Origin of the sequence: Phenylobacterium ferrooxidans (assembly GCF_042714595.1) — a bacterium.
In the GTDB taxonomy this organism is placed as follows: Bacteria; Pseudomonadota; Alphaproteobacteria; order Caulobacterales; family Caulobacteraceae; genus Phenylobacterium; species Phenylobacterium ferrooxidans.
Genome location: NZ_JAOTJD010000030.1, coordinates 1 through 23,812 on the forward strand (window position 1 = coordinate 1; position 23,812 = coordinate 23,812).

Sequence of the window (23,812 nt, forward strand, 5' to 3'; positions counted from 1 at the left end):
TTCGGCGGCTACAAGATGAGCGGCAACGGGCGCGAGTGGGGCGATTTCGGCTTCCACGAGTTCCTGGAAACCAAGGCGATCCTCGGCTACGCGCCGAAGCCCGCCGCGGAATAGTTCAAGACCCTACCGACCCCCGGAGCTCAGCTCCGGGGGTTTTTGGTTCGCCTCGCCCGTCAGGCGCGCGGCGTCCGCTCGGCAGCTATCAAGCGCGGCGGCAAGCACCTCCCGACCCAAGTCTGATGACTCCGGCATCGCCCTGGCCAAGGCCAGCGCGCCCGCCATGCGCGCCAGCAGGGCGATGGCCTGCGCCCGCGCCTCCGGTCCCTCGGGCAGCCGCCCCGCCATCGACTCCACCATCCGCTCGAATCCCTCGGCGAAGACCTGTTTCACTGGTTCGCCCTGTCGCGACACGTCTCCCGCCAGGGCGGCGGCCGGGCACGCCTTCCCCGGCGCGCGGCGAGCGGCTTCCGACAGGTACTGGGCCAGCAAGTCATCCAGGCTCTCCACCCCGGCCCGGTGGTCATCCATCTGGCGGAAGGCCTGGTCCAGCGCCTGCGCCGACAGCGCCTCCTTGGACTTGAAGTGGTTGTAGAACCCGCCGTGGGTGAACCCGGCGGCCTTCATCAGGTCGCCTACCGCCACCCCGTCGAAGCCCCGCTCGCGGAACATTGAGGCCGCCGTGGTCACCACCCGGTCGTGGTTCTGTTGCGCCTGATCGCGGCTGATGCGCATGGCGTCACCCCTTTTTGCGTACAAGCATCATCAATAGAACCCAGGCTCCGCCTGGGCAATGACCCTCCGGTTTGACAGCCTCGATCCCTTATGATGATATTCATCATCATTGAAAACGGAGGCTCCCATGCCGCTCTGGAAGATCTATCATCCCGTCGACGCCTTCTCGGTGGAGGACAAGCACGCCCTGTCCCAGGCGATCACCGCCCTCTACAGCCGTCTGCCCAAGTTCTATGTCGGCGTGGTCTTCCAGGAGGTGGCGAGGGACTCCTTCTTCGTCGGCGGGGAACCGGCCGTCAGGTTCGTGCGCATCTGGGTCGACCACATCGCCCGCACCCTGCCGACCCCGGAGGCCAAGGCCTGGTGGATCAAGGCCTGCGACGAGGCGATGGCGCCCTTCATCCGCGACCGGGGCTTCGACTGGGAATTCCACATCGACGAGACCCCCTTCGACCTCTGGTCCATCCAGGGCCTGCGCCCGCCGCCGGCCAATTCGCAGGCCGAGGCCCGCTGGATCGCCGAGAACAAGGCCACCCCCTACGAGCTGTCGACTGCCGCCGCCACCTGACGTAGCGGCGCCCAAACCCGCCGTTGCCATCCCGGCCATCTGGTGCGAATTCAGATGGCCGGGCCCCCGTCTCGAGGGGCCGGCGAGCCGGGAGGATCGATGTCCCAGGACATCTCGTGCGTGGCCGACGTGGCGCGTCATCATGGGCGCGTTCGCCCTGACGCCCAGGCTCTCTGGTTCGAGGGCCGCGCCACCACCTATGCACAGCTCGACGTCCTGTCATCCCAGTGCGCCCAGGCCCTGATCGCCGCCGGCGCCAAGCCGGGCGACCGCATCGGAACCCTGTCCAAGGGAAACGACGACTTCTTCGTCCTCTGGTTCGGCTGCCTGAAGGCGCGGGTCTGCCTGACCCCGGTGAACTGGCGGCTCGCCGCCCCGGAGGTGGAGTTCATCCTCAAGGACGCCGGCTGCCGCCTCGTGGTGGTGGGTCAGGACTATGCCGACCTGCTGGCCGGTCTCGACCTGCCGGAGCTGGCCACCACCGTGGTCTTCGGCGAGGCCTTCCGCGCCTGGCTGGCGGAGCAGCCGGCTGTCGATCCGAACCTGACGCCGCTGCCCGACGACGACGTCATCCAGCTCTACACCTCGGGCACCACCGGCCTGCCAAAGGGCGTGCAACTCACCGAGACCAACTACGCCCACTGCTTCGATGGGGCCACCAAGGTCTGGGCGCGGTTCGAGCCCGGCGACGGGGTGCTGGTGGCCATGCCCCTGTTCCACGTGGCCGGCGCCAATCTCGGCATGCTGGCCCTGCTACAGGGCGCGCGCACGGTGGTCATGCGCGAGGTCGATCCGGCCTTGCTGCTGCGCCTGACTGGTGAGCACCAGATCCGCCACGCCTTCCTGGCGCCGGCCCTGATCAACATGCTCTTGCAGCATCCGGCGATGACCGACGCCGATCTCACCACGCTCGAGCACGTCTATTACGGCGCCTCGCCGATCTCCGAGGAGGTGCTCAAGCGCGCCCAGGACCGCTTCGGCTCGGAGTTCTCCCAGCTCTACGGCCTGACCGAAACCATCGGCGGCGGCGCCTACCTGCCGCCCTCGGCCCATGATCCCAAGCTCGGCAAGCTGCGCGCCTGCGGCAAACCCTCGCCGGGCTATGAGGTGCGCATCCGCCTCGACGGCCGCGACGCGCAAACCGGCGAGGTCGGCGAGATCGAGATCCGCTCGCCCGGCATCATGAAGGGCTACTGGAACCGCCCCGAGGCCACCGCCCAGGCCATCGACGCGCAGGGGTGGTTCCGCTCGGGCGACGCCGGCTTCTTCGACGCCGACGGCTACCTCTTCATCCACGACCGGGTGAAGGACATGATCGTCACCGGCGGCGAGAACGTCTATCCGGCCGAGGTTGAGAACGCGCTGTTCGCCCATCCCGATGTCGCCGACGCCGCCGTGGTGGGCGTGCCCGACGACCGCTGGGGTGAGGCGGTGAAGGCCATGGTGGTCCTGCGCCCCGGCGCGGCGGGAAATCCCGCCGACATCATCGCCCACTGCCGGCCGCTCATCGCCGGCTACAAGGTTCCCAAGAGCGTCGACTTCGTCGACGTCCTGCCCCGAAACCCCTCCGGCAAGGTGCTGCGCCGTGAACTGCGCGCACCCTACTGGGAAGGCCGCGACCGCCAGGTCGGCTAGCTCAAGGAAAGACCCCATGGATCCGCACATCAAAGCCATGCTCGACGCCGCCGAAGCCGCCTCGGCCGGGCAAGCCGCGCCGCCCCTGGACGCCATCCCGCCGGAGATGATCCGGGCCGGCTACCGCATGCAGCGCCAGGCCCAGAACCTGAACGCCCCCAAGGACGTCACCGCCAGCGACATCAAGGTCGACGGCGCCGACGGACAGGTGCCCGCCCGCCTCTACGTCCCGGCCGGCGCGCCGGCGGTCACGCCGCTGCTGGTCTATTATCACGGCGGCGGCTTCGCCATCGGCGACCTGGAGACCCATGACGGCCACTGCCGCCGCATGGCCGCCTATGCGGGCGTCCGGGTCCTGGCTATCGACTACCGCCTCGCCCCCGAGCACCCCTTCCCGGCGGGACATGACGACTGCCTGGCGGCCACCAAATGGGCCTTCGACCACGCCTCCGAGATCGGCGTCGATCCCACCCGCATCGCCGTGGGCGGCTGCTCGGCCGGCGGCAACCTGGCGGCCTCCATCAGCGTCGACATGAAGAACGACCCGCAGCGGAAGATCGCCTTCCAGATGCTGCTCTATCCGGGCATCTGGCCCGATGAGGAGACCCAGTCGCGCAAGGACCTCGACGGCCCCGTCCTGACCAAGGCCGCCATCGCCTGGTTCGATAAGTGCCTGGCCGCGCTTGGCCACCCCCAGGCCCACCGCGCCATGCTTGGAGCGGCCGACGTCGCCGGGACCCCGCCCGCCCTGGTGATCACCGCCGGCTACGACCCCCTCAAGGACGAAGGCCGCGACTTCGCCGCCAGGCTCAACGCCGCGGGCGTGAAGGCGACTCACAAGGAATACCCCGACATGGTCCACGACTTCCTGATCATGGGCGACGTCTCCCCGGCCATCGACACCGCCGCCCACGAAATCGCGGCGCAGCTGAAGGCGGCGCTGGCCTAGGCTCCCACCACAGCCCTGATCGCCCCGGTCAGCCGCGCCATCTCCGCGTCCGAGGTGACGAAGGGCGGGGTCAGGTAGACGACCTTGCCCATCGGCCGGATCCAGCAGCCCAGTTCGGCGAACCGCGCGCAGAGGCCGCCGGCGTCCACGGCCTGGTCGAACTCCACCACCCCGATGGCGCCCAGGGTCCGGACATCGACGACGCCGGGGGCGCCGCGGCAGGGCTCCAGGCCTTCGGCCAGGGCCGCGTTGATCCGCGCCACGTCGGCCTTCCAGCTGCCGCTCTCGAACAGGTCCAGCGAGGCGCCTGCCGCCGCGCAGGCCAGGGGATTGGCCATGTAGGTGGGGCCGTGCATCAGGGCCGCGCCGGCGTCGTCGGACCAGAAGGCCTCGAACACCTTGCGGCTGGCGATGGCCGCCGACAGGGGCAGGGTGCCCCCGGTCAGGGCTTTGGACAGGGTCACGATGTCGGGGATCACCCCGGAGCCCGAGCAGGCGAACAGGTCCCCGGTCCGCCCGAAGCCGGTGAAGATCTCGTCGAAGATCAGCAGCAGGCCATGCCTGTCAGCCAGCCGGCGCAGGGTCGCCAGCACGCTGTCGTCGTGCAGCAACATGCCGCCCGCCCCCTGCACCCGGGGCTCGACGATCAGGGCGGCGATCTCGTGGCCCTTCTCCGCCAGCAGGGCGTCCAGCGCCGCCTCGCTCTCCGCGTCGCGGGGCAGGCCCACCACGTGCTGGGCGGGCATGACCCCGGCGAACAGGCCGTGCATGCCTTCCTCCGGGTCGCAGATGGTCATCGTGGCCAGGGTGTCGCCGTGATAGCCGCCGAGGAAGCTGACGAACTTGGTCCGCCCGGCCACGTCCCGGTTGATCCAGTACTGCAGGGCCATCTTCATGGAGATCTCGACGGCGACCGATCCGCTCTCGGCGAAGAACACGTGGTCCAGCTCGCCGGGCAGCAGGGCCGCCAGGCGCGAGGCCAGCCGATAGGCCGGCTCGTGCGCCAACCCGCCGAACATCACGTGCGGCGCCCGGTCCAGCTGCGCCATCACCGCGGCCGCGATGTGGGGATGGTTGTAGCCGTGGCAGGCGGTCCACCAGGAGGCGATGCCGTCCACCAGCTCGCGCCCGTCCTCCAGGATGATCCGCGCGCCCCGGGTCCGAGCCACCGCCAGGGGCGCAGGCGCGGTCTTCATCTGGCAATAGGGCCGCCAGACATGGGGCGCGCCGTCGGTGAGCCACTGGGGCATGGGGGTGTCCTCCGCGGGTGTCGGGGCGGTGGTAGTCAACGCCGCCCGGTGCTGGCAAGGCGCCGGTGGGTCATGTCGCGACTCGGCCTTGTGTACCGCGTGGACGAGGCGGCCTAAACTTCGCTGATGATTCACCCGCCTCCAGATTCGGTGTCCCCGGCCATCGACAGCCGCCGGCTCACCGCCCGGCAGAGCGCGGAGTACTTCCTCAACATCGTGCGCCTGCTCGACCGGGCCGTGGACCGCGACCTGGTCACCACGCTCACCTTCCTGTCGATCGCGCGCGCCAACATGCGCCAGTTCACCCGCGACCCGGACCGGGCCATGCGCTACGCCGCGATGGACGCCGTTCCGCCCGACAGCGAGCGCGTGCCGGTCACGGTCTACGCCATCGCCAAGGAACTGGGCATTCCCTACGAGACGGTCCGCCGTCACGCCGCCAAGCTGCGCAAGGAGGACCTCTGCGAGGCCGTCCCCGGCGGCCTGATCATCCCCAACCGCGCCTTCTTCAGCGCCGCCATGCTGGAGGCGGTGGCGGCCCACTGGGCCCTGACCCAGGACCTGGTGAACAGCGCAGGCGGTTACGCCACCCCCGTCACCGACCCGCCGCCGGGCGATGTGAGCCGGCAGGTGGTGCGGCTGGGGGTCGACTATTTCCTCGACGTCCTCGCCCTGATCGGCCGCACCCTGGAGGTCGACGCCCTGGGCGCCCTGGTCATGCGCGCCGTCTCCTTCGTCAATGTCGAGCAGCACGCCTACGCCCCCTCGGCCTATCCTGATGTGCCCGTCGGTCCCGGCGACAGCGAACGCGAGCCGGTCTCGGTCTATGCCGTCGCCAAGACCCTCAGCCTTCCCTACGAGACCACCCGGCGCCACGTCCGCCGGCTGATGGAGATGGGCCTGCTGGAGAAGTCCGGAGCCGGGGTGATCGTCCCTGCGCGGGTCAGCGCGCGGCCTCAGGTGCTGATGGGCATCGGCGAACTGATGGCGCGCACGGAAACCTACCTCAGCCGCCTGGCCGAACTCGGCGTCCGTCCCGTCCCCGCGGCTGTGGAAGCCTAGGCCATGGGGGCGGAACCTCTCCCAAGCCTTGGTCGTTAGGTGCAGGTTGAGGGGGCCGGTGGATGCGTGAGACGGGCGAGAAGGCGGCGACCACCGGCGAGGGGGACCGCTACCGCCTGCTGATCGACGCCATCACCGACTACGCCATCTACATGCTGGACACCGACGGGCGGGTGACCAGCTGGAACGCCGGCGCCCAGCGGTTCAAGGGCTACGCCGCCGACGAGATCATCGGCCAGCATTTCTCCCGCTTCTATTCCGAGCCGGACCGCGCCGACGGCGCGCCGGCCAACGCCCTGCGCATCGCCAGCGAGGAAGGGCGGTTCGAGAAGGAGGGCTGGCGCATCCGCAAGGACGGCAGCCGCTTCTGGGCCCATGTGGTCATCGACCCGATCCGCTCCCCGCAGGGCGCGCTCATCGGCTTTGCGAAGATCACCCGCGACCTCACCGAACGGAAGATCGCCGAGACCGCCCTGCGCGCCAGCCAGGAGCAGTTCCGCATCCTGGTCCAGGGGGTCACCGACTACGCCATCTACATGCTGGACCCGTCGGGCATGGTGTCCAACTGGAACGCCGGCGCCGAGCGCATCAAGGGCTATGCCCCCGCCGACGTCATCGGCAGCCACTTCTCCCGCTTCTATACGCCGGAGGATCGGGCGACCGGCGCCCCGGGGCGGGCCCTGGCCATCGCCGCCGCCGAGGGCCGCTACGAGCAGGAGGGCTGGCGGGTCCGCAAGGACGGCAGCCGGTTCTTCGCCCACGTGATCATCGACCCCATCCGCGACGACGGCGGCGAGCTGATCGGCTTCGCCAAGATCACCCGCGACGTCACCGAGCGCCGCGCCGCCCAGAAGGCCCTGGAGGACGCCCGCGAAGCCCTGCTGCAGTCCCAGAAGCTGGAGGCCATCGGCCAGCTCACCGGCGGCGTGGCCCACGATTTCAACAACCTGCTGATGGCTATCCTGGGCAGCCTGGAACTGGTGCGCAAGCGCCTGCCGCACGATCCGCGGATCACCCCGCTCATCGACAACGCCATGCAGGGCGCCCAGCGCGGCGCGGCCCTGACCCAGCGCATGCTGGCCTTCGCCCGCAAGCAGGACCTCAAGCTCGACCCCGTGGACCTCCCCACCCTGGTGCGCGGCATGACCGGCCTGCTGCAGCGGTCCCTGGGGCCGGCCATGCGCATCGAGACCCACTTCCCGCGCGGCCTGTCCCTGGTGCTCACAGACCCCAACCAGCTGGAGAACGCCCTGCTCAACCTGGCGGTCAACGCCCGCGACGCCATGCCCGACGGCGGCGCGATCCGGATCGAGGCGCGGCCCGAGACCCTGGGCGAGGCCACCGAGATCGGCCTGCCGCCCGGCGACTATGTGCGGCTGACCATCTCCGACACCGGCCATGGCATGGACGCCGCGATCCTGGCGCGCGCCACCGAACCCTTCTTCACCACCAAGGGCGTCGGCAAGGGCACGGGCCTGGGCCTGTCCATGGTCCACGGCCTGGCCGAGCAGTCGGGCGGCCGGATGACCGTGCGCAGCCAGGTGGGCGAGGGGACGACGGTGGAGGTCTGGCTGCCCCAGGTGGCGGCCGGCGACGAGCGCCAGGTCTTCGTGGGCGCCGGCGAGCCGGAGACGATCCAGCCGCTGCGCAGCCTGACGGTGCTCGCGGTCGACGACGACAGCCTGGTCCTGCTCAACACCGTGGCCATGCTGGAGGACCTCGGCCACACGGTCTTCCCGGCCATCTCGGCCCGCGACGGCCTGGCGGTCCTGAAGCGCGAGAAGATCGACCTGGTGATCACCGACTTCGCCATGCCCCAGGTCACCGGCCTGCAGCTCGCCGACGAGATCCGGGCCAGTCACCCGAGCGTCCCGGTGATCCTGGCCACCGGCTATGCCGAACTGCCCCCGGGCGCCGACCCGACCCTGCCCAGGCTCGCCAAGCCCTTCCTGCAGAACGACCTGGCCCGCGCCCTCCAGGAGGTGGTGGCGCGCGGCTGAGACGCCGCCCTGATCAGGCGCTGCCCGTCGGTCATTCCCCGTACACCGCGCGGATGATGCGCACGGCCGCCGCCCGGACCCGGTCCCAATCGGCCTCGCTCGCCAGCGGCACGCCGGAGAAACTGCCCACGGCCGACGACGACAGCACCAACTGCTGCACGCCCGCGATCAGGAAGATGTTCAGGGCCGGCGCGTCCAGGCCCGCGGGCGACGCAAGGTCGCCCCGGGTCCTGGCCATCCAGGCGACCATGGCCGCGCCGCGCGCCGCCGTCAGCCGGGCCACCAGCGGGGAGGGGTCGGCGATCTCCCAGGCGGTGATGCGCTGCACCAGGACGTTGCCTCGCAGCGCATCCATGAAGCCGAGGATCAGGCGCTCCGACAGTTCGCCATAGCTGGCGGCGGGCGTGGCCGGGCCCAGGCTGTCCTCCAGCCAGGTGGCGAAGTCGGCCCCCAGCGCGTCCACCAGGCCCTCCAGCCCGCCAAAATAGCGGTAGATGAGCTGCTTGTCGCAGCCGGCGGCGCGGGCCACCGCATTGATCCCGAAGCCCTGGAAGCCATCGCGGGCCAGCACCTCGCGCGCGGCGGCCACGATGGCGGTCTCGGTTTTCGCGCGGTCGCGGCTTTTCGGGTCGGTGGCCATGACCCTTCATAAGCGCCGATTCCGCGCCATTGTCACCGGTCGGTGATAAATCGCATTGACATGTCTCCGCATGGTGATATTTGCGGTGTCACCGACTGGAGACATAACGTGAGCGGACAACGGATCACCGGCCTGGCGGCCATCGCCCTCGCCATCGGCTTCAACATCCCCTACGCGGCCCTGGCGTCGCTCTATGCCTATCCGGCCATCCTGCGCCGGCCGGCCGGGGAGGCGCTTGACCTGTTCGCCGCCGGCGGGCCGCCCCTCATCCTGGCCTGGATAGGCTTCATGCTGGCGGCGCTCGCCATGGTCCCGCTGGCCACGGCGCTCTCCATCACCCCACAGCGTCTGGCGGCGCGTCCAGCGCTCGCCGTGGGCGCCGCGGTCAGCGGGGCTCTGGCCGGGTTGGCCCAGGCCATCGGCCTGTCGCGCTGGGTGTTCGCCGTGCCGGCCCTGGCCCAGGCCCACCGCGCCGGCTCGCCGGAGGCGCAGGCCTCGGCCGAGCACGCTTTCGACCTGCTCAACGCCTGGGGCGGCGTCGCTATCGGCGAGCACCTGGGCCAGCTGCTTACGGCGGCCTTCGTCCTGCAGGTCGCCCTGCTACAGCGGGCCGAGCGGCGCACCATCGCCAGCCTGCTGGGGATCACCACGGCGGCCCTGCTGGTGGCCGGCGCGGCGGAGGGGCCTGCCATCGCCCTGGGCGCGTCCGGCGAGGCCTTCGCCCTGACCACCATCGGAGGCTTCCTCGGCCTCACCCTCTGGCTGATCGCCGCCGGCGTCGGTCTGCTGCGCGCGCCGCGCGCCTGATTTCCGGATCGGGATAGGCCGCCCAGCTCAAGGTCCTGGTGACCCTGGGCGAGATGGTCCCGGCGCTGGCGGCTACCGCCCGGTGAACACCGGCTTGCGCTTCTCCAGGAAGGCCGCGCGGGCCTCCTTGCCGTCCTGGCTGCCGAAGGCGCGGCCGATGTTGGAGACCTCGTAGCGAAGCTGCTGCTCCATGTCGTGGCTCTCCGAGGACTTCACCATGCCGCGCTTCAGCAGCCGCAGGGTGATGGGCGACCACTCGCACAGCGAGGCGCAGTACTCCGCCAGCCGCGCGTCGAACCTGTCCTGGTCCACCACCTCGCCGGCCATCCCCCAGTCCAGGGCCTCGGCCCCGGTCACCGTGCGGTTCTCCATCATGAAGCGCATGGCCCGCTCATAGCCCATGACCTGGGGCAGGGTGATGGTCAGGCCGGCGTCCGGCGAGCCGCCGATCCGGGTGTAGCCGGCCATCAGCCGCGCGTTCGAACTGATCAGCCGCACGTCGGTGGCCATGGCCAGGCCCAGGCCCGCCCCCACCGCCACCCCATTGATCCCGCCCACCACCGGCTTGTCACAGCGCTTGCGGATCGACAGCAGGAACTGCCCGACCCAGCTGATGTCGTCCAGCTGGGCGGTCATGGCCGGATGCGGCGAATAGGGCGGCGCGCCCGACAAATCGAGCCCCGCGCAGAAGGCGTCGCCGGTCCCGGTGATGGCGACGACCCAGACATTGTCGTCCTTGGCCGCCTCATCGACGGCGGCCACCACGCCCCAGGCCAGCTCCTGGCTGAGCGCGTTCTTCTTCTCCGGCCGGTTCAGCGCGATGGTCCGCACATGCCCCGCGTCGCTCACCTTCACCAGCGCGCCCATGATCGTCTCCCTCTGTTGTTGTCTGAAGGCTAGCACTGACCTGCGCACCCCAAAACCGCTCATCCCGGCGCAGGCCGGGACCCAGACTCATCCCGGACGGCTGCAGCTGGCCCACCGTTCGTGTGGTTCGTGTGGTTCGTGGACAATCTGATCAGCCTCGCGGCCCCACGACGGGTAGAAACGCAACCACGAACCACACGAACCACACGAACACAGGTCCTGACCGAAGGCCGGGAAGAGCAGAGAGAGGCGCGTGACTCTCCGCCGAACCCGAGGCAACCTCGCCCCATGAAGCTGATCCTCGCCCTCGCCGCCTTGCTGCTCGCCGCGCCGGTCGCCCAGGCCGCGCCGCTGGCCCTCTACACCCTCGACTGCGGTCTCATCCGCCAGGCCGACGCCGACTTCTTCGCCGACGACGGCGCCTATAAGGGCCAGGCCAAGGAGCTCATCGTCCCCTGCTACCTGATCCGCCATCCCAAGGGCGACCTTCTGTGGGACACCGGCGTGCCCCAGGCCATCGCCGACCTGCCCGGCGGCAAGGGGCCCGAGGGGGTCGAGGTCAAGCGCAAGCTGACCGACCAGCTCAAGCAGCTCGGCCTCGCGCCGGCCGACATCGAATATCTCTCCGTCTCCCACAGCCACTTCGACCACATCGGCAATGGCGGCCTGTTCGCGAAATCCACCTGGATCGTCCACGCCCGCGAACGCGCCCACGCCTTCCGGCCCACGGCCCGGACCGACAAGACCACCTTCGGCCACTACGCGGCCCTGGAGAACGCCAAGACCATCACCTTCGACGGCGAGGCGGCCTACGACGTCTTTGACGACGGCAGCGTCCAGATCGTGCCGACCCCGGGCCACACGCCGGGCCACACGGTCCTGCTGGTGCAACTTGAGAAGGCCGGCCCGGTCCTGCTCACCGGCGACATGTGGCACATCGCCGAAAGCCGCCCCGCCCGCCGGGTGCCGCGCTTCAACACCAACCGCGCCGACACCCTGGCCAGCATGGCCAAGGTCGAGACCCTGGCCAAATCCACCGGCGCCCGGGTGGTGCTGGAACACGCCCAGGCCGACTTCGACGCCCTGCCCAAATTCCCCGAGCCCCTGGATTGAGCCGGCTGGCGGCCGAGGACCCCCGCGCCCCCGACGTCGCCGCCATGCTGGCCGAGCTCGTGGACTTCATGGAAGACCTCTATCCCGAGGATGCCGAGGACCCGCCGGCCCCCTGGACCCATGACAGCCTGGCGGCCTTCGGCGCCTTCCTGGTGGCCCGCATCGACGGCCATCCCGCAGCCTGCGGCGGCCTGGCCCCCATGGCCGACCCGTCGACCCTCGAGATCGTCCGCATGTACGTCCGCCCCGCTCATCGCGGCGCAGGCCTCGCCGACCAGATCCTGACCGCCCTCGAAGCCGAGGCCCGCGCCAAGGGCGCCCACACCCTCCTGCTCCGCTGCGGCCCCAGGCAACCCGCTGCGCTCAGGGTCTACGCCCGCAACGGCTATCGGCGGCGCGCGGCTTTCGCGCACCACCGGGAACACGAGACGAACGTGTTTCTGGAGAAGCGGCTGTAGGGTGCGAAGCCTGAGAAGGGAATATCCTGCGCTTCGCCAAGTTAAATCTTGGGGGAGATCAATGGCCCCAACGCTCCCGCGGTACAATTCTTGCTTGCTCTCACGTCGATAGGGAGGCAACGGTCTGCCATGCGATATACGCCGGTGCTTCAGGGTGCATCAATCGTCTTGCTCGGAAACTTCAATCCGGCGATCTTTTCGCCGGCTTGGTTTGCGCTCCAGGATTTGATCCCAGATTTCGACCCACTTACCGCCGTGGTTCAAGTCATTCATGGCGAATATACAGAATTCTCGGCTGGTCCACTCAAGGTGTCCGTCCAGCCAGAGCGATTTGCCATTGAGACAATGGATGAGCCGTTTGTCAAAAGCCTGGATGTAGTTTTAGGTACTTTTGGCTCTGCCTTAGGTCACACTCCGATCAGGCAAGTAGGCATCAATTACATAATCCATTTTGCCCTCGATACGGCAGGGCAGAGGATGAAACTCGGTCGCGCGCTCGCCCCCGTTGAGCCGTGGGGAGGATGGGGGCAAGACGTCGGTGCTCAGTCGCCAGAGGTAGACACGCCTGGCGGTCTGCGCAGTCTGGTGATGGAAGAGAGTGAGCCCGAAGGTAGAAGTAAGGGTGGCTATCGGCGTGTGCATATTGAGCCCTCAGTACGCGAGGAGTTTGTGAATGCGCATGTTGGTGTCTATATGATTGTAAACGATCACTTTGTGATCGACCCAAGTACGGATGCCCCAATTGATGCGTCCAAGGGCATGACAATCCTTAGCGACAAATTTGATGGCTCAATCACGAAGTCAAAAAGCATCGTGAGCGACTTGATGGACTATGCGAGCAAGCTAAAGTGAGTGGTGTAACCGCAAGGCTGCTGCAGCCAAGTGGCGGAATAGCGGATGTGCCTAATCATGGGTATGGGGCAGAGCTGCGAAAGTCTCTCGTAGAGCAAGTCTCTGGTAAGCTTCGGGCCGGCAGGCGAGCGAATACCGGGGGTTCATCATTCGAATGGGCTCGCCCGACGCAGCCATCTAGGACCGATGTCCTTAAGTTACCGCAGGCTGCCGTGCGGCTTGCGCAGAAAGATGCTCTTGAATCTGCGAAGACCTTAGAGTCGACCGATGCCCGGCTTGCGAAGGTATTCGTCAGTGACTTGGAGTGGGACGGGGTCGTTCAAGAGATAACACAAGATAAAATTATCGGCGTTGCGAGAGATGTGGCCGACAAATTTGGATCTGAGAAGATTCTTACTATCCCGTTGAGCATGGTATCGCCATCTCAGCGGAAGTATGCCGTAGAAGGTGCTATCTTTCGTTTGTGCGTCGGATCTGAAGTCGACTACCGACGGAACAAGAAGGATCCTTCGAGGGTATCGACCCAGGCAAAACGAGACTCGAAAATATACTTCCGGAGGTATATCTATAAATCTCCGGAAAGGATCGCGCGGATGGGCCTAGGGATTGCCAATCTTTCTGCGCCTGACTTTCTGGAAAGCTAAGAGATAAATTGTCATCTCTTCCAGAGATTGATGAGATTGAGGTCTCAGTTCTTGGAAAGAACTTCGGTGAGTCGATTGTTATTCACGTCGGAGATTCCAAGTGGGTCGTTGTGGACAGTCTTCTGGACGATTCTGGAGTAAGCGCGCCGCTCCGATATCTGCAAGAGCGGGGCGTTGATGTTGCCGCTGACCTGCAGTTGTGCGTCGTGACGCACTGGCACGGCGATCACATCGGCGGCATGTCCTCGCTCCTTGAAGCCGCACCCAATGCGGAGGTCGCGCTCCCTGCTGTGTTTGGGCAGGATAACTTCAAATCTTACCTTGAATCTTGCTTAAAATCGAAGAACACAACTGATGAGCCCCTGCGGGAAATCGCCCGTATCGGAGAACTCCTGGCCCCCGGCAAGAGGCCGGCCCCGATCTATGCCCAAGGTACAACCCCGCTTCTCACGCTTGGTCCTGGGAGGACTTCCCATGGACTGTCTGTAACGCTGACAGGCCTCTCGCCAAGCAATCGAGACATGCACTATTTCTACCTCCGACTTAGCCCTGCTCCGCCTGGACCAGGTGCGGCGAAGCCAATGGCTCATCGCGAGAACGACGCTTCGATCGCAGCGTGGCTTACGATTGGAGAGGATGCCGTGTTGCTTGGTGCAGACCTCGAGACGGTCCTCGCGCCGGACCGTGGGTGGAACGCAATTCTCAGCTCCCCTCATCGACCACCTGGCAAGGCATCCATTTACAAAGTTGCACACCATGGATCCGTTACGGGGCACCACGAGGGAATATGGGTTGATCTCCTCCTTCCCGAGAATATCGCCGCCATTGCGCCTTGGAACAGGAATACGGGGCTACCCAAGTCCGCGGATCAAATGCGAATTCTTGATTTGTCTCCGCAAGCCTTCGTCACCGCCCAAGTATCAAGTCGAAAATTCAAGTCTACACCAAGTATAGATAAGACGTTGTCAGATTTTGGTATCCTAGTAGCAGATACTAATCATCGTGTAGGGACGATTCGATTTCGTAAGAAAATCTCTGCCCCTCCTGGCGATTGGGAGGTTGAGCTTTCAGATGGGGCGATCCCGTTGCGGGACTTTGTTGCCCGATCGTAGGCAAGCTTACGAAGAACCGTCGTCGCTGCCTCCCCCACACGGCTCGCACCCCGGCCGCCACGCTCGTCCCCCCTACCCCACCGCCACCGCCCCGACCCGCTCGAGCACCGTCTCGATGCCGTCCATCAGCAGGTGGGCGGTGATGGGCTTGGCGATGTGATGGTCGGCGCCGGCGGCCATGGCGTCGCGGCGGTGCTGGATCATGGCGTTGGCGCTCAGCATGATGATCGGGGTCCGTGGCCCCCCGCGCCGCCGTTCCTCGTCGCGTAGGGCCATGGTGGCGGTCAGGCCGTCCATCACCGGCATCTGCATGTCCATCAGCACCAGGTCGAAGAGGCTCGTCCGGAACGCGGCCAGGGCCTGGGCGCCGTCCTCGGTGACGGTGATCTCCGCCCCCAGGGGCGCGAGGATCAGCTGCACGACCTTCTGGTTGATGGGGTGGTCCTCGGCCAGCAGCACCCGCAGGGCGTCGACCCGGGTCAGCGGCGCCCCGGAGGCGTCATCGGCGGGACGGGCGTCAGGGTCGGCCGTCCGCACCCGGGGCAGGGGGAAGGTGGCGCGGAACAGGCTGCCGCGACCCGGCTCGGAGCTGGCGGAGATCTCGCCCCCCATCATCTCGACGATGGCCTTGCAGATCGACAGGCCAAGGCCCGTGCCGCCGAACCGCCGGGTGATGGTGGAGTCGGCCTGGCTGAACCGCTGGAACAGGTTGGCGCCCGTCTCCGCATCGAAGCCGACCCCGGTGTCGCGAATCTCCACGGTGAGATGGGCCGGGCCGTCGCCGGCCTCGGTCAGGCTGACCCGCAGCCGCACCCCGCCCTGCTCGGTGAACTTCACGGCGTTGGAGAGCAGGTTGCCCACCACCTGTTTCAGGCGGACGGAGTCCCCCAGGAATTCGCCGTGCGCGGCATCGTCGACGTCGGCGGCGAAGGCCAGGCCCTTTTCCTCCGCCTTCAGCCGGTTGATGTGCAGCACGCCCTCCAGCGCTTCGGCGAGATGGAAGGGCGCGGTCTCGATCTCCAGGCGCCCGGCCTCGATCTTCGACAGGTCGAGAATATCGGAGACCAGCCGCTCCAGGGTCAGGCCCGAGGTCTCGATCAGGCCCACCATCTCCCGCTGCGCGGGCGAGAGCTCGGTCTGGGCGAGCGCCGCCACCACCCCGATCACCCCGTTCAGGGGCGTGCGGATCTCGTGGCTCATATTGGCCAGGAAATCGGTCTTGGCCTGGTTGGCGGCTTGCGCCGCGGCATGGGCGGCCTTCATCTCGGCTTCGGCGGCTATCCGGTCGGTGACGTCACGCGCCACGGCGAACACCTGGTCCCCCGAGAGACGCGCCCGCCATTCCAGCTGCCGATAGCGGCCGTCGCGGTGGCGATAGCGGTTCACGAAGCCGACGATCTCGCCGTCCGACTGGATGGCCTTCATCAGGTCGGCGGTGGACGGGACATCGTCGGGGTGGATCAGCGGCAGCAACGGCTGGCCCACCAGCTCCTCGGCGGTCCAGCCCAGCACCGTGGTCCAGGACGGGCTGACCCGCACGAACCGGCCCGCCATGTCGCGGATGCACAGCATGTCGAGCGACACGTCGAAGAAGGTCGACAGGTCATCGGACGGCCCGGGGACGGATGACATGGACGCGGTACTCCAGGCTCTTACGGAACCACCCCCAATATGGGGTGGTAGGGGTCAACCATGAGTAAATTTTGGCGCTTGCGGTGTCACTATCGAGAGTGGTGTGACGCAGGGTTCCGTCTTCCCCCGATCCCCGGCCAGGTGCATATCGGCGCCCGATGACCGACAGCCTCACCGCCTTCGCCGCCGAGAAGCTCGATCAGCTGGAGACCCGCAGCCTGCGGCGGCGGCTGGTCCCCACCGACCGCCTCGACGGCCTGTGGGTCGAGCGGGGCGGTCGGCGCCTGCTGTCCTTCTCCTGCAACGACTATCTGAACCTGTCCCACCACCCGGCGGTGAAGGCCGCGGCCATGGCGGCGGTCGAGCGCTACGGCGCCGGCGCCGGCGCCTCGCGGCTGGTGACCGGCGACCATCCGGTGTTCGGCGAGCTGGAGGCGCGGCTGGCGGCGCTGAAGGGCAAGCAGGCGGCCTGTGTCTTCGGCTCCGGCTACCTGGCCAACGCCGGCATCATTCCCACCGTCATGGGGCCCGGCGACCTGATCCTGGCCGACGAGCTGGCCCACGCCTGCATCTGGTCGGGCGCCCAGCTGTCGGGCGCGACCGTGCTGGCCTTCCGGCACAACGACATGGCCGACCTGGCGCAGAAGCTGGCGGCCCAGCGGGGGGCGGCCGCCCGCTGCCTGATCGCCACCGACGGGGTCTTCTCCATGGACGGCGACCTGGCGCCCCTCGATGCAGTCAGCTCTCTTGCACGTGCAAATGACGCCTGGCTGCTGGTGGACGACGCCCACGGCCTGGGCGTGGTGGGGCCGGGGGGCGCGGGCGCGGGCTCGGTCTATCCCACCGCCCACATCGACCTTTCCATGGGCACCTTCTCCAAGGCGCTCGGCGGCTACGGCGCCTATGTCTGCGCCAGCGCCCCGGTGATCGACCTGATCAAGACCCGAGCCCGGACCTTCGTCTACACGACCGGCCTGCCGCCGGCGAACGCCGCCGCGGCGCTCGCCGCCCTCGACGTGATCGCCGACGACCCGGACCTGGTGGCCGGGCCGCTCGCCAACGCGCGGCGCTTCACCCGCGCGCTCAACCTGCCGGAAGCTACATCCGCCGTCGTCCCCATCATGATCGGCGAGGCCGACCGCGCGCTGGCCGTGGCGCAAGTCCTTGAATCCGCAGGCTTCCTGGCCGTCGCCATCCGCCCCCCCACCGTACCCGCCGGAACCGCCCGCCTGCGCCTGGCCTTCACCGCCGGCCACACCGCGCGGGACATTGACGGTCTGATGTCGGCCATAGTCGGCCTGGTCCCATGAGGGCCGTTTTCATCGCCGGCGCCCACACCGACGTCGGAAAAACCTGGGCCGCCAGCGCCTTGCTGAAGGCCGCCCGCGCCCGGGGCCTGACCGTGGCGGCCTTGAAGCCCGTCGTAACGGGTTATCTTCCATCCGTGGCCACCGACACGTCCGATCCCGGTCGGCTCCTCGCGGCCCTGGGCCGGGACCTGACGGCCGAAGCCCTGGAGGCCATGTCCCCCCTGCGCTTCGAGGCCGCGCTTTCGCCCCCCATGGCCGCCCGGCTGGAGGGGGTGACCCTGACCCTGGACGACCTCCTGGCCGTCTGCCGCCCGGTGCTGGCGGCCCAGACCGCCGACCTGCTGCTGGTGGAGGGCGCCGGCGGGGTGATGAGCCCCCTGGCCGAGGACGCCACCGGCCTGGACCTGCAGCTGGCGCTCGGCCTGCCGACGGTCCTGGTGGGCGGCTCCTACCTCGGCGGGGTCAGCCACACCCTGACGGCCCTGGAGGTCCTGCGCGCGCGGGGCCTTGCGGTGCTTGGGGTTGTCGTCAGCCAGAGCGCCGATCCGGGCGCCCCCGACTTCCCCCAGACCGTCGCCGCCATCGCCCGGTTCGCCGGCGACGTCCCGGTCCTTGCCGCCCCCCGCGACGACGAGTCCTGGGCCTCAGCCCTGCTCTAGGTTCCGCCGCGCCTGGGACCAGGCCAGCACCCCCATGCCGAGCGCGGTGGACATCAAGGTCCCCACGATCACCCCGATCCGCACCTCGGTCTGGCCGGCCACGTCACTCGGGCTGAAGGCCAGGGCCCCGATGAACAGGCTCATGGTGAAGCCCACCCCGCACAGCACCGCCACCCCATAGAGCTCGATCCACTTGGCCCCGGTCGGCCGCCGGGCCAGCTTCAGCCCCATGGCCAGGGCCGCGGCCCCGAACACCCCCAGCTGCTTGCCCAGGAACAGCCCCAGCGCGACCCCCAGGGCGACCGGACTGAACAGCTCCTTCAGGGACAGGCCGCTGAACGAGAACCCCGCTGCGGTGAAGGCGAACAGCGGCAGGATCAGGAAGGCCACGTAGCCGTGCAGGCTCTCCATGAAGTAGTGCAGCACCCCGGCCTGGCCGGCCCGCCGTGGCTCGATGGGCACGGCCATGGCGGCGGCGACCCCGGCCAGCGAGGTGTTGACCCCGCTCTTGAGGGTGAAGGCCCAGATCAGGGCGAAGCAGCAGGCATAGAAGAAGTAGGGCGCGGTCTTCCAGCGCCCCAGCAGGAACATCAAAGCCAGGGTGGAGGCCGCCCCGCCCAGGGCCAGCAGGTTGACCTTGGCCGTGAACAGCAGGGCGATCAGCACCACGGCCGCCAGGTCGTCGGCGATGGCCAGGGTCAGCAGGAACACCCGCAGCGACGGCGGCAGCTGGCGGCCCACGATGGCCAGGGCCGCCAGCGCGAAGGCGATGTCGGTGGCCGTCGCCGTGGGCCAGCCCTGCGGCGCCCCGCCGGGGCCCATGTTCAGCAGCAGATAGACGGCCGCCGGCGCCGCCATCCCGCCGATGGCCGCCAGAACCGGCAGAGCCAGCCGCCGCGGATTGGACAGCTCGCCGCGCAGGATCTCGAACTTGATCTCCATGCCAACGACGAAAAAGAAGATGGCCATCAGGCCTTGCTTCACCCAGTCGGTGACCGAGTGGGTCTCATTGAAGGCGCCCACCTGGATGGTGAGTTCGCGGGAGATGAAGCTGAAATAGTGCTGCGACCACGGGGAGTTGGCCAACAGGATGGCCGCCAGCGCGGCCGCCGCCAGGATCATGCCCGAGGCGGCTTCGGTCTTCAGGAAATCGAGGGTGATGCGACGCGCCATGGCCGACCGGTAGCATGGGTCGGGAGGTGCGAATATAATCGCCGCGCTTGCTCCGGAGGGTTTTCACCTCCATCTGGCGACCATGCCCGTCTCCCCCGCCTACCGCCCAGATCCGCGCCTGCCCGGCCTCGGCCCCGAGTTCGCCGATCCCGTCGCGGCGGCCGATTTCCCCCAGACCCTGCTGCGGTTCCGCAATGATCGGGCCGCCGCCACGGTGGGCCTGGACACCCTGACCGACGCCGAGTGGGTCGCGCACTTCGGACGCTTCCAACCCCTGCCGGGCAACATCGAGACGCCGCTGGCGCAGCGCTATCACGGCCACCAATTCCGGGTTTACAACCCCGACCTCGGCGACGGCCGCGGCTTCACCTTTGCGCAGCTGCGGGAGGTCGGGAGCGACCGTCTGCTGGACCTCGGGACCAAGGGGTCTGGGACCACGCCCTGGTCGCGCGGGGGCGACGGGCGCCTGACCCTGAAGGGCGGCATGCGCGAGGTGCTGGCCACCGCCATGCTGGAGGCCCTGGGCGTCCCCACCTCGAAGTCCTTCTCCCTGATCGAGACCGGCGAGGCCCTGGAGCGGGGTGACGAGCCCAGCCCGACTCGTTCGGCGGTGCTCACCCGGCTGTCCCACAGCCACATCCGCTTCGGAACCTTCCAGCGGCAGGCCTTCCTGGAGCAGCCCCAGGAGATCGTCCGCCTCGTCGACTACGTGATCGAGACCTACTACCCGGAACTGGACAATGCGCCGGACCGCCCCTCGGCCCTGCTGACGGCGGTGGTGGAGCGGGCCGGGACGCTGGCCGGCTCCTGGATGGCCGCGGGCTTCGTCCACGGGGTGCTCAACACCGACAACATGAACATCACCGGAGAGAGCTTCGACTACGGACCCTACCGGTTCCTGCCGCACAACGACCCTAACTTCGTCGCCGCCTATTTCGACCAGCAGGGACTCTACAGCTTCGGCCGCCAGCCGGAGGCGGTGTTCTGGAACCTGCAGAACCTCGGCGGCTGCCTCTCCATCGTGGCCGAACAGCAGCCCCTGGTGGACGCCCTGAACGGCTTCGCCGACGCCTATCGTAGCGGCCTGGCGGGCGCGATGCTCAAGCGTCTGGGCCTGAAGAGCCGGGGCCGCGAACTGGACGCCGGTCTGGTCAACGCGGCCTTCACGGCGCTCGCGGCCGGGGGCGAGCGGCTGCGCTGGGAGCCCTTTTTCTTCGACTGGTTCTGCGGCGACGTGGGCCGCGCCATGGCCAGCCCCCGGGGGGACATCTACGGCGGCCAGCCCTTCGCTGACTTCCGACGCCGCGTCGCCGAGACCGAGCCGGAGCGCCCGGGCCGCCTCCTCGATCCCTATTTCGCCAAGGCCGAACCCGAGGAGCTGCTCATCGACGAGATCGAAGCGATCTGGGACCGCATCGCCGCCGAGGACGACTGGACCGACTTCCACGCCAAGCTGGCCCGCATCGAGGCCGCCCGAGGAGCCTGGGACCTCTAGGCGGGCTCGGCGGGTTTCGGACGGCTGGCCCATTGCGCCAGCACCACGCCGGCCAGGGCGACAGCGGCCCCCACGGCGGGCCAGGTTCCCAGCAGCTCGTTGAACAGCATCCAGCCCAGGGCGGCGGCCACCACCGGCTGGATCAACACCACGACGGAGGCGGTGGCCGCCGGCAGCCGCCCCAAGGCCCAGGCGATGGAGCCTTGCCCCGCCACGTGCATGAGGCCCAGGCCCGCGCAGGCCGCCCAGCCGCCCAACCCGGTGGGAATGATCTGCTCCCCCAGGCCCAAGGCGGCCAGCAGCAGCAGGGGCGCGCCGACCAGGGTGGACCAGAACATGATCCGTGTCGCCGACATCGACTGTCGGGCGCTGGAGACCACCAGGAAATAGATCGAGTACCAGACGGCGGTCGCAGCCGAGAGGGCGTCGCCCAGCGGTGGATTGACCCCCGTCGAACCCGCCCCCTTGGTCAGGGCCATTGTCCAGGCGCCCGCCACCGCGAAAGCCACGGCCAGCAGGAACAGGCGGCGAGGCCGCTGTTTCAGGAAGATCCAGGCGAAGGCCGTCACCAGGACCGGGGTGAGGTTGGACAGCACGGTCGCCTTGGCCACGGAGGTATAGGCGATGCCGTAGTGCCAGAAGCCGAGATCAAGCGCGAAGGCGACGCCGGCCAGCACGGCGGCCATGGGCGCCGTGCCGATGCCGCCACCAGCCTTCTGGGCCATCACCGCCAGCAGGGGCAGGGCGAAGACCAGCCGCCAGAAGCCCGCGGCCGCCGGCCCCGTCTCCGACAGCCGCACCAGCACCGGGCCAACCCCGATCACACAGGCGCCCAGCAGCAGCATGGCCAGGGCCTTGCCGCGATCCTCGGGGGCGTCGGTCACAGGCCCATCTCCGCGCGCAGCTGCTGCGGCGTGACGCCGGCCGTCCTCAGCTCGGCCAGGGTCTGGGCGTGGTCGCGCTTGGCGTAGCGCTTGCCGTCAGGACCGGTCAGCAGGCGGTGGTGGCGATAGACCGGGGTTGGCAGGTCCAGCAAGGCCTGCAGCAGCCGCTGGACGTGGGTCGCCTCGAACAGGTCCTCGCCGCGGATCACATGGGTCACGCCTTGCAGGGCGTCGTCCAGGGTGACGGCCAAATGGTAGGCGACGCCGACGTCTCGCCGCGCCAGCACCACATCGCCGCCCAGTTCAGGCCGCGCGGGGATGAGACCGGTTTCCCCATTCGGGCCGGAGCCCTCCTCGGTGAAGGTGAGCGGACCGGCCTGCGCCAGGGCCGCGTCCAGGGACAGCCGCCAGGCGAACGCTTCCCCGGCGGCCAGTCTGCGCGCCTCCTGGTCGGAGGGCAGGGGCGAGCCGCGCCAGGTGTCCATGGTCCCATGAGGCGCCGAGGCGATGGCCTCAGCGATCTCCTTTCGGGTGCGGAAACAGCGATAGAGCAGGCCTCGCTCGGCGAGTCGCTCGATGGCGGCCTGGTATTCGGTGAGGTGTTCCGACTGTCGGCGCACCGGCTGCTCCCATTCGAGCCCCAGCCAGGCCAGGTCCCCGTAGATCGCGGTTTCGAAGGCGGGCCGGCAGCGAGTGGCGTCGATGTCCTCGATGCGCAGCAGGGAGCGGCCGCCGGCGGCGCGGGCCGCGTCATGGGCGGTGAGCGCCGAGAAGGCATGCCCACGGTGCAACAGCCCGGTGGGCGAGGGGGCGAAACGGGTGGTGAAGGGCGCGGTCACGCCCCTTGTCTACTTCCCGTGGTCGTCGGCGAAAATCCTCATGTGGTCGAAGACGCCGCGCAGGAAGGCCTCTTCGCTGCCGAGGGCCAATTTCAGGGTGTCGAACTGCTTGAACGAGGCCATCTCAGCCAGGCCGTGGGCGGCGCACCAGGCCGCGGTGGTGGCGAGTTCCAGGGCGATCTCATCGGTGGGATCGGCGCCGGCCTCCACCAAGGTGTCGCGCACCTGGCAGTAGGCGCTGTCGTCCTCCAGGTGAACGTGGGAGGGCAACTCCTCCTTGTTGCGCGAGCCGTCGTACATGATGCGATAAAGGCTGGGATTTTCGCGCGCGAAGACCACATAGGCGACGCCCAGCGCGGTCAGCTTGTCCTTCACCGAATTGGCCGACTTCCGCGCCGCCGCCAGCGACTCGTTCAGCAGGTCCCAGCCCTCGGCGGCCACAGCCTCCAGCAACTCGCCCTTGTCCTTGAAGTGGTGATAGGGCGCGGCCGGGCTCACACCCGCCTCTCGCGCCACAGCGCGGAGCGACAGGGCCGAAGGGCCCTCGGATTCCAGCAGGCGGCGGGCCGCGTCGATCAGGGCGCGGCTGAGATCGCCGTGGTGATAGGGCCGGGACTCGGCGGCTGCAGTTTCTCTCATCGGGCTCACTGTAAAAGTATATCTGGACGCCGTAAAGATCATCTTGACGGCGTTCAGATCGCTGCTATCTTAGCATTGTTCAAATAACAAACGCCCCGCCTCCCCGCGGGTTCAAACTTACAAGGTGTGTGTCATGTCTCTCGCAAACTTCGAACGCTTCTTCGACCGCGTCGCCCCCGCCATCCTCCTGGTCCTGGGCCTCACCGTCGCCGCCGCCACCGCAGTGGCCGGCGCCTAGAAGTCAAAGTCGATCCCTGATCGCAAGGGCCCCTTCGGGGGCCCTTTTTTCTTGCGCCATATTCGTCCGCAAAGGCCATGCATAAACGCATAGCGTACAGTGTAAAATGTATCTGTACATTGTTCAGATGGAGGGTATCTTAGCGTTGTTCACATGAACAACCCGACCGGGGGCCTCCGGCAGACCAGGGACCATCCTCATGTTCATCCACGCCGATCACGCCTTCGCCCGCTTCGTAGACACCACCGTCGTCG

At 68.2% G+C, this 23,812-nt stretch carries 23 protein-coding genes; 14 read left to right on the plus strand and 9 right to left on the minus strand.

The genetic code is table 11. From position 1 onward, the window contains the following. Positions 1-114 (plus strand): hypothetical protein (locus tag OCL97_RS15055; RefSeq protein ID WP_377370775.1); only part of this gene is annotated, 114 nt, incomplete at its 5' end. Positions 115-123: 9 nt separating this feature from the next. Here OCL97_RS15055 and OCL97_RS15060 read toward each other — a convergent pair. Continuing rightward, positions 124-732 (minus strand): TetR/AcrR family transcriptional regulator, encoded by a 609-nt coding sequence (locus tag OCL97_RS15060; RefSeq protein WP_377370720.1) that lies wholly within the window; start codon positions 730-732, stop codon positions 124-126. Positions 733-859: 127 nt separating this feature from the next. Between OCL97_RS15060 and OCL97_RS15065 the strand changes: the two genes are divergently transcribed. From OCL97_RS15065 to OCL97_RS15075, 3 genes are all read left to right on the plus strand, one after another. After that, on the plus strand, positions 860-1,300 hold the full coding sequence (locus OCL97_RS15065) for a tautomerase family protein (RefSeq protein ID WP_377370721.1): 441 nt from the start codon (positions 860-862) through the stop codon (positions 1,298-1,300). 99 nt (positions 1,301-1,399) lie between these two features. Further along, on the plus strand, positions 1,400-2,935 hold the full coding sequence (locus OCL97_RS15070; RefSeq protein WP_377370722.1) for a long-chain-fatty-acid--CoA ligase: 1,536 nt from the start codon (positions 1,400-1,402) through the stop codon (positions 2,933-2,935). A 16-nt stretch (positions 2,936-2,951) separates the two neighbouring features. After that, positions 2,952-3,884 carry an alpha/beta hydrolase gene (locus OCL97_RS15075; protein WP_377370723.1) on the plus strand — a complete coding sequence of 311 codons (933 nt, stop codon included), beginning with the start codon at positions 2,952-2,954 and terminating at the stop codon, positions 3,882-3,884. On the opposite strand, the gene OCL97_RS15080 is transcribed toward OCL97_RS15075, so the two are convergent. Continuing rightward, the gene (locus tag OCL97_RS15080; protein WP_377370724.1) at positions 3,881-5,134 is read right to left on the minus strand and encodes an adenosylmethionine--8-amino-7-oxononanoate transaminase; all 1,254 of its coding nucleotides are present in this window, start codon (positions 5,132-5,134) and stop codon (positions 3,881-3,883) included. The genes OCL97_RS15075 and OCL97_RS15080 overlap by 4 nt on opposite strands. Positions 5,135-5,284: 150 nt before the next feature. On the opposite strand from OCL97_RS15080, the gene OCL97_RS15085 reads away from it, so the two are divergent. Next, positions 5,285-6,196 carry a hypothetical protein gene (locus OCL97_RS15085; protein WP_377370725.1) on the plus strand — a complete coding sequence of 304 codons (912 nt, stop codon included), beginning with the start codon at positions 5,285-5,287 and terminating at the stop codon, positions 6,194-6,196. A 62-nt stretch (positions 6,197-6,258) separates the two neighbouring features. Then, complete coding sequence (locus tag OCL97_RS15090) at positions 6,259-8,196, plus strand: hybrid sensor histidine kinase/response regulator (RefSeq protein WP_377370726.1); 1,938 nt, start codon at positions 6,259-6,261, stop codon at positions 8,194-8,196. A 31-nt stretch (positions 8,197-8,227) separates the two neighbouring features. Here OCL97_RS15090 and OCL97_RS15095 read toward each other — a convergent pair whose 3' ends face one another. Continuing rightward, positions 8,228-8,836, minus strand: coding sequence for a TetR/AcrR family transcriptional regulator (locus OCL97_RS15095; RefSeq protein WP_377370727.1), 609 nt, complete (start codon positions 8,834-8,836; stop codon positions 8,228-8,230). A 108-nt stretch (positions 8,837-8,944) separates the two neighbouring features. Between OCL97_RS15095 and OCL97_RS15100 the strand changes: the two genes are divergently transcribed. After that, complete coding sequence (locus OCL97_RS15100; RefSeq protein WP_377370728.1) at positions 8,945-9,643, plus strand: DUF4386 family protein; 699 nt, start codon at positions 8,945-8,947, stop codon at positions 9,641-9,643. Between the two features lie 72 nt (positions 9,644-9,715). Here the strand turns inward: OCL97_RS15100 and OCL97_RS15105 are convergent, their stop codons facing one another. Beyond that, complete coding sequence (locus tag OCL97_RS15105) at positions 9,716-10,510, minus strand: enoyl-CoA hydratase/isomerase family protein (protein ID WP_377370729.1); 795 nt, start codon at positions 10,508-10,510, stop codon at positions 9,716-9,718. Between the two features lie 288 nt (positions 10,511-10,798). Here OCL97_RS15105 and OCL97_RS15110 point away from each other — a divergent pair, with 288 nt between their 5' ends. From OCL97_RS15110 to OCL97_RS15125, 4 genes are all read left to right on the plus strand, one after another. Further along, entirely contained in the window at positions 10,799-11,623 is an 825-nt protein-coding gene (locus OCL97_RS15110; protein ID WP_377370730.1) for an N-acyl homoserine lactonase family protein, read from the plus strand. Then, positions 11,620-12,081, plus strand: coding sequence for a GNAT family N-acetyltransferase (locus tag OCL97_RS15115; protein ID WP_377370731.1), 462 nt, complete (start codon positions 11,620-11,622; stop codon positions 12,079-12,081). Before OCL97_RS15110 ends, OCL97_RS15115 begins: the two co-directional genes overlap by 4 nt. A gap of 129 nt (positions 12,082-12,210) precedes the next feature. Continuing rightward, positions 12,211-12,933 carry a hypothetical protein gene (locus tag OCL97_RS15120; protein ID WP_377370732.1) on the plus strand — a complete coding sequence of 241 codons (723 nt, stop codon included), beginning with the start codon at positions 12,211-12,213 and terminating at the stop codon, positions 12,931-12,933. Positions 12,934-13,585: 652 nt separating this feature from the next. After that, on the plus strand, positions 13,586-14,689 hold the full coding sequence (locus OCL97_RS15125; RefSeq protein ID WP_377370733.1) for an MBL fold metallo-hydrolase: 1,104 nt from the start codon (positions 13,586-13,588) through the stop codon (positions 14,687-14,689). Between the two features lie 72 nt (positions 14,690-14,761). Here the strand turns inward: OCL97_RS15125 and OCL97_RS15130 are convergent, their stop codons facing one another. Then, the gene (locus tag OCL97_RS15130) at positions 14,762-16,321 is read right to left on the minus strand and encodes an ATP-binding protein (protein WP_377370734.1); all 1,560 of its coding nucleotides are present in this window, start codon (positions 16,319-16,321) and stop codon (positions 14,762-14,764) included. A gap of 158 nt (positions 16,322-16,479) precedes the next feature. On the opposite strand from OCL97_RS15130, the gene bioF reads away from it, so the two are divergent. After that, positions 16,480-17,631 carry an 8-amino-7-oxononanoate synthase gene (gene bioF / locus OCL97_RS15135; RefSeq protein ID WP_377370735.1) on the plus strand — a complete coding sequence of 384 codons (1,152 nt, stop codon included), beginning with the start codon at positions 16,480-16,482 and terminating at the stop codon, positions 17,629-17,631. Next, entirely contained in the window at positions 17,628-18,290 is a 663-nt protein-coding gene (gene bioD / locus OCL97_RS15140) for a dethiobiotin synthase (RefSeq protein WP_377370736.1), read from the plus strand. Before bioF ends, bioD begins: the two co-directional genes overlap by 4 nt. Here the strand turns inward: bioD and nhaA are convergent. Further along, positions 18,276-19,463, minus strand: coding sequence for a Na+/H+ antiporter NhaA (gene nhaA, locus OCL97_RS15145; protein ID WP_377370737.1), 1,188 nt, complete (start codon positions 19,461-19,463; stop codon positions 18,276-18,278). The genes bioD and nhaA overlap by 15 nt on opposite strands. A gap of 82 nt (positions 19,464-19,545) precedes the next feature. Between nhaA and OCL97_RS15150 the strand changes: the two genes are divergently transcribed. Next, the gene (locus OCL97_RS15150; RefSeq protein WP_377370738.1) at positions 19,546-20,958 is read left to right on the plus strand and encodes a protein adenylyltransferase SelO; all 1,413 of its coding nucleotides are present in this window, start codon (positions 19,546-19,548) and stop codon (positions 20,956-20,958) included. Here the strand turns inward: OCL97_RS15150 and OCL97_RS15155 are convergent. From OCL97_RS15155 to OCL97_RS15165, 3 genes are read right to left on the minus strand one after another with little or no spacing between them, the layout of a single operon-like run. Then, positions 20,955-21,842 (minus strand): DMT family transporter, encoded by an 888-nt coding sequence (locus OCL97_RS15155; RefSeq protein WP_377370739.1) that lies wholly within the window; start codon positions 21,840-21,842, stop codon positions 20,955-20,957. The genes OCL97_RS15150 and OCL97_RS15155 overlap by 4 nt on opposite strands. Continuing rightward, the gene (gene gluQRS / locus OCL97_RS15160) at positions 21,839-22,681 is read right to left on the minus strand and encodes a tRNA glutamyl-Q(34) synthetase GluQRS (RefSeq protein WP_377370740.1); all 843 of its coding nucleotides are present in this window, start codon (positions 22,679-22,681) and stop codon (positions 21,839-21,841) included. The genes OCL97_RS15155 and gluQRS overlap by 4 nt, the downstream gene beginning before the upstream one ends. A 9-nt stretch (positions 22,682-22,690) precedes the next feature. After that, complete coding sequence (locus OCL97_RS15165) at positions 22,691-23,320, minus strand: TetR/AcrR family transcriptional regulator (RefSeq protein WP_304701742.1); 630 nt, start codon at positions 23,318-23,320, stop codon at positions 22,691-22,693. Positions 23,321-23,812: the final 492 nt, after the last annotated feature.